Genomic DNA, 14,655 nt, shown 5'->3' on the forward strand with positions numbered 1-14,655 from the left:
GTCACAGCGGCGCCGGGGAACGTACGTGCGGGGCGGGCGCGGCCTTACGGGGTCGCGCTGTCCGAGGGCCGCGGGGTCGAGCCGCCACCGCCGCCGACGACCTTCCCGGCGTTGACGTCGTCGGCCGCTGAGCCCTTGGTGGCGGCGGCCGGGATCGGCCGGTCGGCCTTGAGCGCGGCCCACACCATGGCGGCCTGCGCCTGGATCGGCTCCACCCGGTTGGGATCGCTGACCGCGTACTGGACCGGCAGTGTCACCATGTGGACATCACTGGAGTCCAGGCCGCGCACGCTCTCCGCGAAGCCCATCAGATCGCCGACCGACGCCAGGTCGGAGTCGGTGGTGACGGCCTTGGTGGCGGTGTCGGCGACGCTGATCAGCTTGGTCGGGCTGGTCAGCAGGCCGAGGCCGCTCACCCGGTTCATCAGCGCCTTCATGAACGCCTGCTGGAGCTGGATCCGGCCGAGGTCGCTGCCGTCGGCGACGCCGTGCCGGGTACGGACCAGGCCGAGCGCCTGCTCGCCGTCGAGCGTATGGGTGCCGGCGGCCAGGTCGAGATGGCTCTTGGGGTCGTGGATCGCCTCGGTGGTGGTCAGCGGGACCCCGCCGAGCGCGTCGATCAGGTGCTTGAAGCCGGTGAAGTCCACCTCGATGTAGTGGTCCATCCGCAGCCCGGTCAGCGCCTCGACGGTCTTGACCGCGCACGCCGGGCCGCCGACCTCGTAGGCGCTGTTGAACATCGCGCTCTGCGCGGCCGGCTCCAGGCTGCCGTCGGGCTTGGTGCACTCCGGGCGCGGCACCAGGGTGTCGCGCGGGATGCTGACCACGCTGGCGGTCCTGTGGCCCTTGGCCAGGTGCACGATCATCGCGGTGTCCGAGCGGGCGCTGCCGCCGTCCCTGCCGTATTCGGCGTTGGCCCCGGAGCGGGAGTCGGAGCCGAGCACGAGGATGTCCATCGCGCCGTTGCCGAGGGCCGCGGGGCGGTCGGAGCCGAGCGCCGAGTTGATGTCGACGCTGTTGATGTTGCCGTTGAGCCGGAAGTACAGATAGCCGGCGCCCGCGCCGCCGAGCAGCACCAGGCCCGCGGCGGCCCAGGCGACCAGCCGCAGCGCACGGCCGCGTCTGGACCTCTGGTGCCGCCTGCCGCCCTTGCCGTCGGCGACGGCCGTGGCACCGGCGGGTCGCTGGTCGTCGGACATGGCTCCATCCTGCGCCCAGATTCCCCCTCCCGGCATCCGGGGAAAAACGCCGACGCCTGCGTACCCCCAGGCCAGGAGGCACGCAGGCGCCTTTTGCTTACTCTGTGCAATTGGAGTGACGCTGAGCGACGGCGATCAGCCGAAATACTTGTACGCGTTCCAGCCGGGGCCGATCTTGACCTTGGCCGCGAAGGGCCCGGACGCGGAGCCCGTGCCCTTGTACAGCCACAGATTGCCCGAGGAGTCCCGGGCGACCAGGTCGGCCTTGCCGTCGCCGGTGATGTCACCGACGGCCGCGAAGGCGTTGTAGGCGTTCCAGCCGGGGCCGATCTTCGTACGGGCCGCCCAGGGCGCCGACGCCGAACCTGTGCCCTTGTACAGCCAGAGGGTGCCCGAGGAGTCCCGGGCGATGATGTCGGGGCGCCCGTCGCCGGTCAGGTCGCCCTTGCCGTAGATCTGGCCGTTGTAGGTGTTCCAGCCGCCGCCGATCTTGATGCGGGAGCCCAGGGTGCCCTTGCCGTTGCCGGGGTAGGTCCAGGAATTCCCGCTGCTGTCGGTGGCGACCACGTCCGGCAGGCCGTCCCCGGTGATGTCACCGGGGGCGATGATCGACGCCATCGAGTTCCAGCCGGGACCGATCAGCACCGCGTCGCCGGTGTTGCCGTCGAGCGCGTAGAGCTGTCCCGAGGTGGTCCGGACGATGAGGTCCTGGTAGTCGTCCCGGTTGAAGTCGGTCTGCCGGAACAGGTTGAGCCCGCTGAAGTCGCCCATCGCGGCCTTCGGCGCGAACGCCGAGCCGGTCGAGTCGTACTCGTACGCCGCACCGCCGGACGTCACGGCCATCAGGTCGGCCCTGCTGTCCAGGCTGAGATTCGCGTCGTCCAGCCGGGGGTTGATCGCGCCGACGTAGGCGCCGACCCGGCTGAACACGCTGTACGTGCCCTGCTCGACGCAGTCCTCGACGCCCCACGAGACGACGCCGACGATCTTGCCGCCGATGACCAGCGGACCGCCGGAGTCACCGTTGCAGGTCGCCGTGGTGCCGGCGTCCGTACCGGAGGCCGGCGGGCCCGCGCAGACCATGTGCCCGGCGACGAAGGTCGGCCCGTACACCGCGGAGCACGCGGAGTTCGAGACGACCGGCAGCGTCGCCTTCTTCAGGGTCTGCGAGATGTCCTGGCTGCCGGAGCTGGTGCGCCCCCAGCCGTAGACGGTCCCATTGGTGCCGGTGACGTACGACGCGCTGTCGCCGGCCGTGGTGATCGGCAGCGGCTTGGCCGTCACCGGGGTGTCCAGCGTCAGGACGGCCACGTCGTTGTCGAACTTCGGGGTGTTGTACGACGGGTTGTTCCACTGCCGCCACACACCGGTGACGGTGCCGCCGTGCAGATTCGCGGTGCCGTCGGCGTTGGAGGTGGGCAGCTGGTCGGTGCCGGTGACGATGGCGCCGTTGGCCGCCCAGTCGTAGCCCGCGACGCAGTGCGCGGCGGTCAGGATCTTCGACGGGGACACCACGGTGCCACCGCAGAAGAAGCTGTCGCCCGACGGGTCGTCGTACCAGAGCTGGGCCATCCACGGCGCGCTGGAGATCGTCGTGGTGGTGCCGCCGATGATCTGCGGGGTGACCTTGTGGGTCGTCCCGCCCGTGCCGGGCGGGGTGGGCTCGGCGGACCGGGTGGTGCTCGACGGGCCGCTGTCCGCCGCCAGCGCGCCCGCGACGCGGGCCCGCAGTTCCGCCCCGGACGGCGCACCGGAGTGCGCGGCCGGGTGCAGAACGGGCGGCTGCGGCGTACCGGCCTGGGCCGGTGCCGCGAGGAACAGGCTCGCGGCGCCCGCGGCGACCGCGACGACGGAGACCGCCGTACGGCCGAACCGCCGGCGCCCCCGGCCCTCATGGGCAGAGAACACTCAGAACTCCTGTCGTTGAAAGGCGCGGCTGCCGCCGGCACGCGGCGGCAGCGCGAAGGATGCGCACAGGAGCGAGTTGCTGACCGGACGTCGGCCCGAAAAGGGCGCGCGGGCAGGCCGAATACCACCGGCGGCCCGGTCGGACGTCCGAAGATGGTTCCCCCCACCTGCGACTGGCAGATCATATGACTGCCAGCCGACGCAAACCAGCCTCACAGGTTGCGGCGGCCACATGTTTGGGCAAAGAAAAACTCCGCCCGCCGGAAGAACCGGCGGGCGGAGCCTCGCGTACCGCTGGAGCGGCCTGAACTGGGCGTCAGTCGCCGCTGCCCGGCGTCGTCTTCGCGATCTGCATCAGGAACTCGGCGTTGGACTTGGTCTGCTTCATCTTGTCCAGCAGCAGCTCGATCGCCTGCTGCGAGTCCAGCGCGTGCAGCACCCGGCGGAGCTTCCAGACGATCGACAGCTCGTCGCGGTCGAGCAGGATCTCTTCCTTGCGGGTGCCGGACGGGTCGACGTCCACCGCGGGGAAGATCCGCTTGTCCGCGAGCTTGCGGTCGAGCTTCAGCTCCATGTTGCCGGTGCCCTTGAACTCCTCGAAGATCACCTCGTCCATCCGCGAGCCGGTCTCGACCAGCGCGGTGGCCAGGATGGTCAGCGAGCCGCCGTCCTCGATGTTGCGCGCGGCGCCGAAGAAGCGCTTGGGCGGGTAGAGCGCGGTCGAGTCGACACCACCGGACAGGATGCGGCCGGAGGCCGGCGCCGCCAGGTTGTAGGCGCGGCCCAGGCGGGTGATCGAGTCCAGCAGCACGACCACGTCGTGGCCCAGCTCCACCAGCCGCTTGGCCCGCTCGATGGCCAGCTCGGCGACGGTGGTGTGGTCCTCGGCCGGGCGGTCGAAGGTCGAGGAGATGACCTCGCCCTTCACCGACCGCTGCATGTCGGTGACCTCTTCCGGACGCTCGTCGACCAGGACGACCATCAGGTGGCACTCGGGGTTGTTCGTGGTGATCGCGTTGGCGATGGCCTGCATGATCATGGTCTTGCCGGTCTTCGGCGGGGCCACGATCAGACCGCGCTGGCCCTTGCCGATCGGCGACACGAGGTCGATGATCCGGGTGGTCAGCACGCCCGGGTCGGTCTCCAGGCGGAGCCGGTCCTGCGGGTACAGCGGGGTGAGCTTGTTGAACTCCGGCCGGCCGCGGCCGGAGTCGGCGCCCATGCCGTTGGCGGAGTCCAGCCGCACCAGGGCGTTGAACTTCTCGCGGCGCTCGCCGTCCTTGGGCTGCCGTACGGCGCCGGTGACGTGGTCGCCCTTGCGCAGGCCGTTCTTGCGGACCTGGGCGAGCGAGACGTACACGTCGTTCGGGCCCGGCAGGTAGCCGGAGGTCCGGATGAACGCGTAGTTGTCGAGGATGTCCAGGATGCCCGCGACGGGGATCAGGACGTCGTCCTCGGAGACCTGGACCTCGCCGCCGCCGAACTCGTCCCTGCGGTTGCCCCGGCCGCGACGGTCGCGGTAGCGCCCGCGGCGCCGGCCGCGGCCCTCGCCGAACTCGTCGTCGTCCTGCGCGTTGCCGCCCTGGCCGCCCTGCTGGTTCTGGCCGCCGCCCTGCTGCTGGTTGCCGCGGTCGCGGTTCTGCCGGTTGCCGCCGTCACGGTTGCCGTCCCTGTTGCCGTCGCGACCGCCGTCGCCGTCCTCGCCGCGTCCGCGGCGGTCGCGCTGCCGCTCCCGGCGGTCGCCGCGCTGGCCGCGCTGGCGCTCCTGGCGGTCCTCGCCGGAGCCGCCGCCCTGCTGCTTGCCGTCACCCTTGGCGTCGGTCTTGCCCTCGGCGGTGTCGGCGGCGGCCTCCGCGGCGCGCTCGGCCTTCGTCGCGGACTTGGCCTCGGCGGACTTGCCCTGCTCACCGGCGGGCTGGCCGGGAATCTCGATCTGCTGGGGCTCGGCGGTGGCGGTCGCCTTCGCGGCCGCGGCCGGAGCCGCGCCGTCCGCTTCGGCGCCGGCCTCGGCCAGCCGGGCCCGCGACGTCGCGCGGCGCTTGGGCTTCTCGGCGGCGGGCGCGGGGGCCTCGGCCGCCGCGGGAGCACTGGCCTGGGCGGTCGTGCTGCCGCCGCCCGCCTGCTTCTCCTTGATGGTCTCGATCAGCTGGCTCTTGCGCATCCGCGCCGTGCCCTTGATGCCGAGACCGGAGGCGAGCTGCTGCAGTTCGGCCAGGACCATGCCGTCGAGACCGGTCCCGGACCGGCGGCGCCGTGTGGTGCCGGCGGGGGCAGCACCGGAGGCAGGCGCGTCGGCGTCGGACGCGGCGACAGAGTTCTCTGCGCGCACGCCCATCAGATCGGTGGTGTCGCTCACGAAGGGTCCTTCCCTGGAGCGGACGTCGGCCTGTCTGGCTCGGCGACCGGTCGTGCTGTCCGGTTCTGGGCGTTACCGCTGCTCAGACCCGGGGCGGTGGTCCGCCTGACGGCGGCAGAAATACATGCGGGGCTCGGCACGGAAAGATTGCTGGTGCCGACTCCGGAGCGTGCTCGACACTGCGCAGGACTGCTGCTTTTGCGGCGCCTATGCGGTGTGGGAGGCTCCCGGAAGATAAGCGGTCCCACGGAAGGGACACAGTGCATCGTGCCCAGCGGGCGTCGAATGCAGGCTTGAGGTTAACACTACCGGATCCAACAAACATTCCCCCTCTCTACGACCGGCAATCGTGTCACTGCCCTCCGGACAGGGGCAGCACACTGGCTCCGGCCGTGTCGAGCACCAGACGGTTGGCCGCCCAGCCCTCGCCCGCGAGCCGGGAGACCTTGTCGGCGGCGCCTTCCTCGGTGAACGCCAGGACGGTGGGGCCGGCGCCGGAGATGACGGCGGGAACGCCGTCGGCGCGCAGCCGGTTCACCAGCGCCAGGCTCTCGGGCATGGCGGGCCCGCGGTAGTCCTGGTGCAGCCGGTCCTCGGTGGCGGGCAGCAGCAGCTCGGGGCGGCGGGTGAGCGCCTCCACCAGGAGCGCGGCCCGGCCCGCGTTGGCCGCGGCGTCCACATGCGGGACGGTACGCGGCAGCAGCCCGCGGGCGGTTTCGGTGAGCAGCGGGGTGGCGGGCACGAACACCACCGGGACCAGCGACTTCGCCGGTTCGAGCCGGATCGCGCGGGCGGCGCCGCCCTCGGTCCAGGCCAGGGTGAAGCCGCCCATCAGGCAGGCGGCGACATTGTCGGGGTGGCCCTCGATCTCGGTGGCCAGCTCCAGCAGCGCGACGTCGTCGAGCACGGCGGGCCCGCCTATCGTCACCGCGCGGGCGGCGATGATGCCCGCGCAGATGGCGGCGGAGGAGGAGCCGAGGCCGCGGCCGTGCGGAATGCGGTTGGCGCACACCACCTCAAGGCCGCGCGGCTGACCGCCCAGCAGGTCGAAGGCGGTCCGCAGCGACCGTACGACCAGGTGTTTCTCGTCCCGCGGCAGGGTGTCGGCGCCCTCGCCCGCGATGTCCACGTGCAGTCCGGAGTCGGCGACGCGGACCACGAGGTCGTCGTACAGCCCCAGCGCCAGGCCGAAGGCGTCGAAACCGGGGCCCAGATTGGCGCTGGTCGCGGGGACGCGCACTCGTACAGCAGCGGCGCGGAACGCGGGACCGGCCATCGTTCGACGAATCTCCTTGTGCGGTTCGCCCCGCGGGCGCGGCTCCATTGCCGGGCGGCGGGGCGGGGGCGGCACTGCCCATTGGCAACTGCCGGAATCGGGCACACAACGGTGCCCGCTGAGCCAAGCCTATCGAAGGAAGGTTCTCCTGCGACATAGGGCGCACGAAGAGCGCGCGATGCGTGTCGCCCACCCGCCGTGCGCCCCTGCCTGCGGCACGCTCACGAGGAAGGTCAAGCCCCTTCAGGGGCGCGGTGTCAGGCCAGGCCGAGCCGCTCCGCGGCAGCATCGGCGTCGACGGGGACGATGATCGGCTGCGGCGCGCCCTCGACGGCCCAGCCCGGGTCCTTCAGGCCGTTGCCGGTGACCGTGCAGACGATCCGCTGGCCGGGGTCGACCTTGCCCTCGTCGCGGGCCTTGAGCAGACCGGCGACGGAGGCGGCCGAGGCGGGCTCGACGAAGACGCCCTCCTTGGCGGCCAGCAGCCGGTAGGCGGACAGGATCTGACGGTCGGTCACCGCCTCGATGAGACCGCCGGACTCGTCCCGCGCCTGCTCGGCCTGCTGCCAGGACGCCGGATTGCCGATCCGGATCGCCGTCGCGATCGTCTGCGGCTGGCGTACGGGCGCGCCGTTGACGATGGGCGCGGCGCCGTGCGCCTGGAAACCCCACATCCGCGGCCGCGCCGTCGACACCCCGTCGGCGGCGTATTCGCGGTAACCCTTCCAGTACGCGGTGATGTTGCCCGCGTTGCCCACCGGGAGGATGTGGATGTCCGGGGCGTCGCCGAGCGCGTCGACGATCTCGAAGGCGGCCGTCTTCTGCCCCTCGATCCGCGCCGGGTTCACCGAATTGACCAGCGCCACCGGGTACTTCTCGCTCAGGCCCCGCGCCAGGTCCAGGCAGTCGTCGAAATTGCCGTCGACCTGGAGGATGCGGCTGCCGTGCACCAGCGCCTGGCCCATCTTGCCGAGCGCGATCTTGCCCTGCGGCACCAGCACCGCGCAGACCATGCCCGCGCGCACCGCGTACGCGGCGGCCGACGCCGAGGTGTTGCCGGTCGAGGCGCAGATGACGGCCTGCGCGCCCTCCTCCTTGGCCTTGGAGATGGCCATCGTCATCCCGCGGTCCTTGAAGGAGCCGGTCGGGTTGGCGCCCTCGACCTTGAGGAAGACGTCGCAGCCGGTCAGCTCGGACAGCAGCTGGGCCGGCACCAGCGGGGTGCCACCCTCCAGCAGCGTGACCACCGGGGCGCCCGGGGCGACCGGCAGCCGGTCCCGGTACTCCTCGATGATGCCGCGCCACTGGTGGGTGCCGGACATTCGGGGCTGGTCAACGGTTGCGTTCATGGCCTGCTATTCCCCTTCCACACGCATGATGCTGGCGACGCCGCGCACGGTGTCGAGTGTGCGCAGACTGGCGACGGTGGCCGAGAGGGCCGAGTCCAGTGCGCGATGAGTGACGACGACGAGGGACGCCTCGCCGTCCTTCCCTTGTTGACGCACCGTGTCGATGGACACGTCGTGCTCGGCGAACACCGTGGCGACCTGAGCCAGGACGCCCGGTTTGTCCGCCACGTCGAGGCTGATGTGGTAGCGGGTGACCACATCGCCCATCGGGCTCACCGGCAGTTGCGTGTACGCGGACTCGCCGGCGCCGGTGGTCGCCGCCAGCTTGTTGCGGCAGGCGGCCACCAGGTCGCCGAGGACGGCGGAGGCGGTGGGTGCACCGCCCGCACCAGGACCGTAGAACATCAGCCGCCCGGCCGCCTCCGCCTCGACGAAGACCGCGTTGTACGCCTCGCGGACCGAGGCCAGCGGGTGGCTGAGCGGGATCATCGCGGGGTGCACGCGGGCGGTCACCGAGCGGCCGTCGGGGCGGCGCTCGCAGATGGCCAGCATCTTCACCGTGCAGCCCATCTTCTTCGCGGACGCGATGTCGGCCGCGGTGACCTCGGTGAGGCCCTCGCGGTGCACGTCGTCGATGGTCACGCGGGTGTGGAAGGCGATCCCGGCCAGGATCGCGGCCTTCGCGGCGGCGTCGAAGCCCTCGACGTCGGCGGTCGGGTCGGCCTCGGCGTACCCGAGCGCGGTGGCCTCGTCCAGCGCCTCGCTGTAGCCGGCGCCGGTGGAGTCCATCTTGTCGAGGATGAAGTTCGTGGTGCCGTTGACGATGCCGAGCACCCGGTTGACCTTGTCGCCGGCCAGCGACTCGCGCAGCGGCCTGATCAGCGGGATCGCGCCGGCGACGGCGGCCTCGTAGTACAGGTCGACGCCGTGCTCGACGGCCTTGGCGTGCAGATTCGCGCCGTCCGCGGCCAGCAGCGCCTTGTTCGCCGAGACCACGGACGCGCCGTGCTCGAAGGCGGTGGTGATCAGCGTACGGACCGGCTCGATGCCGCCGATCACCTCGATGACGACGTCGATGTCGCCCCGTTTGACCAGGGCCGTCGCGTCCGTGGTGAGCAGCTCGGCGGGCACGCCCTCGCGGACCCGGTTGGGGCGGCGGACCGCGATCCCGGCCAGCTCGATCGGCGCGCCGATCCGGGCCGCGAGGTCGTCGCTCTGCGTCGTGATGATGCGCGTGACCTCTGAGCCGACCACTCCACAGCCCAGCAGCGCCACTTTCAGCGGACGCGTACGCATCATCCGACCTCGTCTCTCGTACGTCTCATGGGATGTCCCCCTGAGTGGGGTCCAGTCTCACTCACCGGACGGGAGAAGCCACGCCCTGTCCGGTCCGTGAGACCAGGTGTTCACCCGGCGATATTTCACGTCACCGAGCGCGTTCGGCCGGTGAGATTACGCGTCACCGGCCCCTCGCACTGCCGAATCGCCTCAACCGACGTCGAGACGCAGCAGATCGTCCTCCGTCTCGCGCCGCACGATCACCCGCGCCGCGCCGTCCGCGACGGCGACCACCGGGGGTCGCAGCGCGTGGTTGTAGTTGCTGGCCATGGCCCGGCAGTACGCGCCGGTGGCCGGTACGGCGAGCAGGTCGCCGGGCGCCAGGTCGGCGGGCAGGAAGGCGTCCTTGACCACGATGTCGCCGCTCTCGCAGTGCTTGCCGACGACCCGGCTGAGCATCGGCTCGGCGTCACTCGTACGGGACACCAGCGCGACGGTGTACTCGGCGTCGTACAGCGCGGTGCGGATGTTGTCCGACATCCCGCCGTCCACGCTGACGTACGTCCGCAGGCCCTCCAGCGGCTTGACCGTGCCGACCTCGTACAGCGTGAACGCGGTCGGGCCGACGATCGCCCGGCCCGGCTCCACCGACAGCCGCGGCACCGCCAGCCGCGCCGCCTCGCACTCCCGGGTGACGATCTCGCCGAGCGCCTTGGCGATCTCCTGCGGCTCGCGCGGGTCGTCGTCGGAGGTGTACGCGATGCCGAGGCCGCCGCCGAGGTCGATCTCCGGCAGCTCCACGCCGTGCTCGTCGCGCACCTCGGCCAGCAGCGACACGACGCGGCGGGCCGCCACCTCGAAGCCCGCCATGTCGAAGATCTGCGAGCCGATGTGGCTGTGGATGCCGGCCAGCTCCAGGCTCTCCAGCTTCAGCACCCGGCGGACCGCCTCCGCGGCCTGCCCGCCGGCCAGCGCGAGACCGAACTTCTGGTCCTCGTGCGCGGTCGCGATGAATTCGTGGGTGTGCGCCTCGACGCCGACCGTCACCCGGATCTGCACCCGCTGCCGCTTGCCCTGCCGGGCCGCCTCCGCCGCGACCCGGGCGATCTCCTGGAAGGAGTCCAGCACGATCCGGCCGACCCCGGCCGACACCGCCCGCTCGATCTCGGCGTACGACTTGTTGTTGCCGTGCAGCGCGATCCGCTCGGCGGGCATGCCCGCGTCCAGCGCCACCGCCAGCTCCGTACCGGAGCACACGTCGAGATTGAGGCCCTCCTCGTTCAGCCACTTCACGACGGCCCGGGACAGGAACGCCTTGCCCGCGTAGAAGACGTCCGCGTCGTGCCCGAAGGCCGCCCGCCAGGCGCGGCAGCGGGCCCGGAAGTCCGCCTCGTCCAGGATGTACGCAGGCGTGCCGAACTCCTCGGCGAGCGCCCGCACGTCGAGCCCGCCGACCTCGGCGGCGCCGTCGGCGGCCCGGGTGACGGTACGGGACCAGACGCGCGGGTCGAGGGTGTTGAGGTCGGCGGGCGGGGCGGCGTAGTGGCCCTCGGGCAGCACGTCGGCGTGCCGGGGCCCGGCGGGGTGTGCGGAACGGCTCACGGTGGTCGTCTTTCTTTGCGGAGGTCTGGTCTTTTGCTGGGGTCTGGTTCTTTTGCTGAGGTCTGATCTTTTGCTGAGGCCCGGTCTCTTGCTGAGGTCCGGTCTTTTGCTGAGGGCGGGGGTGCCGGCCTCTCCGGGACCCTCAGATGCGTTCGGGGGCGGTGATCCCGAGGAGCTGGAGGCCGTTGGCGAGCACGGTGCCCGTGGCGTCGGCGAGACGGATCCGGGCGGCGTGCGCGGCCGAGGGTTTCTCGTCGCCCTTGGGCAGGGCGGGGCACTCGTCCTGGAACCGGAGGAAGGCGTCGGCGAGCCGCTCCAGGTGCCGGGCGAGCCGGTCCGGCGCGCGGCGCCGGGCGGCGGTCTCGACGACGCGGGGGAAGTCGGCGATCAGGCCGAGCAGTTCGGTCTCCGCCGGGTGGTGGTACGGGTCGTCCACCGTGCTCTCGATGTCCACGCCCAGGTCATGGGCGTTGCGGAGCAGCGCCCGGGTGCGGGCGTGGGCGTAACGGATACGGAAGAGAGGGTTGGCGGCGCGCTGGGCGAGCAGCGCTTCGGCGTCCGCCGGGGCCGTCGTACGAGGTGCGTCCTCGGCCGGGGGCCGGAGCAGCGCCCAGCGGGCGGCGTCGGGACCGAGGCGGCGGAAGAGGTCTTCTTGTGTTGTGCGGTCTTCCTCGGTGAGGCTCAGCGGCTCGGCCGGCCCGGGTACGGCGCCGGCGGCACGCAGCAGGTCGTTGACGGTCTCGGCGACGAGCCGGCCGCGTACAGCGCCGGCGTCGGCGGGGACCACGGTGACGGCCTCCCCCGTAAGGCCCTCGCCCCGGCCGTACTCGCCGCGCTGCGCCCGCACCTGCCGTACGACATCGGCGTACGCCCACGCGTCGAGGGTGATGTTGAGGAAGCCGGGACCGGCGATCTCGACCTGGGCGATGCCGGGCTCCGCGCTGAGCAGGCGGCTGAGGATCTCGGCGACCTGGCGGGGCGTACGGCCGGCGGGACCGGCCAGTTGCAGCGCCACATTCGTGGCGTAGTCCCCGCACCCGGGCCGCGGCGGGCGCTGCACCACCACCCGGTCCGGCACCGCGACCCGCAGCTCGTCCGCCGCGACGGCACGCCGCACCGTACCGATCACGGTGCGGGACAGCTCGGCAGGGGTCACGCGGCAAAGCCTAGGCGAGGAGTGGGTGCCCGGGTCGAGCGGGTTTTGACCCCCGCGCGGCTACGCGGGCCCTGGTGCGGAGGCGGCCCGGCCCCTCGGCTCGGGCGGCACACTGCCGCGCCGTACAAGCCGGCGGACGGTCTCCACCAGATCGGCGGGTTCAAAGGGCTTGGCGACATATGCGTCGACGCCGCTCGCCGCTTCCGGCAGCGTCCCGGCGCTCACCATCACGATGCCGACCCGCCGCATCACCGGATCCGTGTCGGCCCGCAGCCGCGCCGCCGTCCGCACCCCGTCCAGCCGCGGCATCACCACGTCCAGCGTCACCACGTCCGGCCGCACCTGGTGCACGATCTCCAGGCACTCGGCACCATCGGCCGCGGTCACGACCTCGAAGCCCTCCAGCTCCAGGTTGACCCTGATCAGTTGCCGGATCACCTTGTTGTCATCCACAACAAGCACCCGGCCGGACGCACCCGCCACACCTCGAAGAGTAGGCGCGCCCTTCGCGATGCGTCCGCGTTTTGCCCATTTCTTCCCCGCCAAGGGTGAACCCGGCCTCCCCCGGCCCCCCGCAAACCCTGTCCAACCCACCCCCTCCAACCTGCTACTGTTCTACCCGTCGCCACCACAACGGCGACGCCGCCCCCGTAGCTCAGGGGATAGAGCAACGGCCTCCGGAGCCGTGTGCGCAGGTTCGAATCCTGCCGGGGGCACCCTGTATTGGGTGCCAAAAGACCCCGCCACCAGCGTCAACGCTGAGGTCGGGGTCTTTGCGTATGCGCAGCCGCACGCGGCCCGCCGCAGCCGTTTGCCAGTGATCACGTAATGACGACGTAATGATCTTGAGGGCTCTCTCCGCAGGTCACGAGGAGCCGGCGGACATCCCTTCAGGTCACGGCGAGAAGCCGTCCGACTGATCCAGATGGAACAGCAACCCATGTGTTTCGGGCGTCCAGCCGCACATGACGGCGGCCTGCACGGCAGCGGCGACGTCTGACGGGAGCACAGGCTTCCCCGGCAAAGAGATCACGTTTCGCATGTGCGGCTGATCCGTTCTGACTGTGAGGAGTGCACCCGGGCGATCAGCGCGTTCGACCGTGTACGTGCAAAGCGTCCAGCCCATGAGCTGGTCGTACGTCGGTCTGCGCCGCAGTCGCCATCGATAGGTCACGCCATCGACCACGATCCGTCGCGAACCCTTTTCCACCCGCGCCATGCGCCCCCTCAGCGGCGCTGACACTAGCGGATCACGCACGAGGCAACGATTGGTTTCCGTGGAGGCCGAAGGATGCTTCAGCGTCTGTCGAAGCTCCGACCAGCACGAACCGCACTTCGTGGTTCTCCCGCTGCTGGAAGCCGATCCGGTGATGCGTCTCGCCGGAATCGGTCGAGGCGATGCCGGCAGAGGCCCCGTAGCAGAGGCAGCCCGAGAGCGACTGCGGCCGTCGACCGCGCGGCGCCGGTCGATGCGACCGTCGTGGCGGACGCCGGTCAGGCGGTTTACGTGCACCTGCGCAAGCCCAGGGTTCCCCGGGAATCGGCATCGACGTACACCTGGGAGAGATATCCGTGTCGCCCGTCCTTCCACAGGACGGAGTACCAGCGGTCGGAGGAGAAGGCGTACGGATTGCGCTCGATCCCGGCCGACGTGACGTCTTCGTTGGTGAGTTTCTCCCCCGTGCGCCAGCAGGACACGACGACCTTCGCGCCGCTCCACATCTCCGTACCAGCCACCTCGCAGCCTCGGGCCGCGCACCGGGAGACCGTCCGGGAGGAGAGGTAGACCGGGGTGGTGTCCTCGCTGAAGCCGGACGCTCCGAAGGCGACCTTGTTCTGGACGGTGGCGGAGGCGAAATCCACGGAAGGGGACTTGTGGCCCGAGTACAGCAGTGCCGCCGTCGTGGCCAGCGCGGCGAGGCCGCAGCTGGCCAGGGCGAGTAATCGGGTGCGCAGGCGCCAACGCGATTCCGCGGACACCGCGGTACCCGGCGGCACGGTGTCGCCTTCCTGTGCCGCGTCCCGGACGGCCGGCGGACCGGGGGGACCCGACGGCTGCCCGAGGTCAGTCGCCTCGGCGACGGTCGGCGCCACTCTCCCCGTATCGGCGGCCTCGGCAACTGCCCGGTGCGCATGGAGCCAATGGGCCCGCCACTCCTCGACGTCCGCTCCGCACGCGGTCGCGAAGGCGATGGCGACATCGAGCGTGGGCAACCGGCGTCCGGCACAAGCCTCTTGCAGCGTGCTCACGGAGTAATTGCTTCGAGCGGCAAGCTGGGTGTAGGTCAGGCCACGCGAGGCCCGCAGATCGCGCAGCCGCAGGGCGAAGTCGATCAGCGGGGTGCCGTCAGGCTCCAGCGGGCGCTCGGGACGGGCCATATCCGCTCCTTCGGTTTTCCGGCTCTTACGGAAATCATCCTGTGTGTGGACCGGAAAAACGCCCCGAACTGCGGAAATACGCCGCAGTCCGTAGCGGGTTCTCCGGGATTCAATGGACTTCGTCCGCGACGTGATCCGGACTTCCGCCCCAC

General features: G+C 71.2%; 11 protein-coding genes and 1 tRNA gene. 1 reads left to right on the forward strand and 11 read right to left on the reverse strand.

Annotation, left to right across the window (positions count from 1 at the left end):
• Positions 1 to 44: 44 nt before the first annotated feature.
• The 9 genes from BM076_RS20575 to BM076_RS20615 all read right to left on the reverse strand — a co-directional run bounded on the left by BM076_RS20575 (position 45) and on the right by BM076_RS20615 (position 12,577).
• Entirely contained in the window at positions 45 to 1,199 is a 1,155-nt protein-coding gene (locus BM076_RS20575; RefSeq protein WP_093715114.1) for an LCP family protein, read from the reverse strand.
• A gap of 135 nt (positions 1,200 to 1,334) precedes the next feature.
• Positions 1,335 to 3,107, reverse strand: a complete 1,773-nt coding sequence (locus BM076_RS20580) for a trypsin-like serine protease (RefSeq protein ID WP_245796171.1) — start codon at positions 3,105 to 3,107, stop codon at positions 1,335 to 1,337.
• A 316-nt stretch (positions 3,108 to 3,423) separates the two neighbouring features.
• Positions 3,424 to 5,463: a transcription termination factor Rho gene (gene rho / locus BM076_RS20585; RefSeq protein WP_245796172.1), complete on the reverse strand. Its 2,040-nt coding sequence runs from the start codon at positions 5,461 to 5,463 to the stop codon at positions 3,424 to 3,426.
• A gap of 352 nt (positions 5,464 to 5,815) precedes the next feature.
• On the reverse strand, positions 5,816 to 6,739 hold the full coding sequence (gene thrB / locus BM076_RS20590; RefSeq protein ID WP_093715115.1) for a homoserine kinase: 924 nt from the start codon (positions 6,737 to 6,739) through the stop codon (positions 5,816 to 5,818).
• A 257-nt stretch (positions 6,740 to 6,996) separates the two neighbouring features.
• Positions 6,997 to 8,061: a threonine synthase gene (thrC, locus tag BM076_RS20595; protein WP_093715116.1), complete on the reverse strand. Its 1,065-nt coding sequence runs from the start codon at positions 8,059 to 8,061 to the stop codon at positions 6,997 to 6,999.
• A gap of 33 nt (positions 8,062 to 8,094) precedes the next feature.
• A complete protein-coding gene (locus BM076_RS20600) occupies positions 8,095 to 9,387 on the reverse strand; it encodes a homoserine dehydrogenase (protein ID WP_093715117.1) in 1,293 nt (430 codons plus the stop codon).
• 189 nt (positions 9,388 to 9,576) lie between these two features.
• On the reverse strand, positions 9,577 to 10,968 hold the full coding sequence (lysA, locus tag BM076_RS20605; protein ID WP_093715118.1) for a diaminopimelate decarboxylase: 1,392 nt from the start codon (positions 10,966 to 10,968) through the stop codon (positions 9,577 to 9,579).
• A 142-nt stretch (positions 10,969 to 11,110) separates the two neighbouring features.
• A complete protein-coding gene (gene nrtL / locus BM076_RS20610; protein ID WP_093715119.1) occupies positions 11,111 to 12,124 on the reverse strand; it encodes an ArgS-related anticodon-binding protein NrtL in 1,014 nt (337 codons plus the stop codon).
• Positions 12,125 to 12,184: 60 nt separating this feature from the next.
• Complete coding sequence (locus BM076_RS20615; RefSeq protein WP_245796174.1) at positions 12,185 to 12,577, reverse strand: response regulator; 393 nt, start codon at positions 12,575 to 12,577, stop codon at positions 12,185 to 12,187.
• Between the two features lie 191 nt (positions 12,578 to 12,768).
• On the opposite strand from BM076_RS20615, the gene BM076_RS20620 reads away from it, so the two are divergent.
• Positions 12,769 to 12,840 (forward strand) — tRNA-Arg (locus tag BM076_RS20620).
• Between the two features lie 179 nt (positions 12,841 to 13,019).
• On the opposite strand, the gene BM076_RS20625 is transcribed toward BM076_RS20620, so the two are convergent.
• Positions 13,020 to 13,343, reverse strand: a complete 324-nt coding sequence (locus BM076_RS20625; RefSeq protein ID WP_093715120.1) for a hypothetical protein — start codon at positions 13,341 to 13,343, stop codon at positions 13,020 to 13,022.
• Positions 13,344 to 13,627: 284 nt separating this feature from the next.
• Positions 13,628 to 14,503, reverse strand: coding sequence for a helix-turn-helix domain-containing protein (locus tag BM076_RS20630; protein ID WP_093715121.1), 876 nt, complete (start codon positions 14,501 to 14,503; stop codon positions 13,628 to 13,630).
• Positions 14,504 to 14,655: the final 152 nt, after the last annotated feature.

This window comes from Actinacidiphila alni (assembly GCF_900112845.1).
In the GTDB taxonomy this organism is placed as follows: Bacteria; Actinomycetota; Actinomycetes; order Streptomycetales; family Streptomycetaceae; genus Actinacidiphila; species Actinacidiphila alni.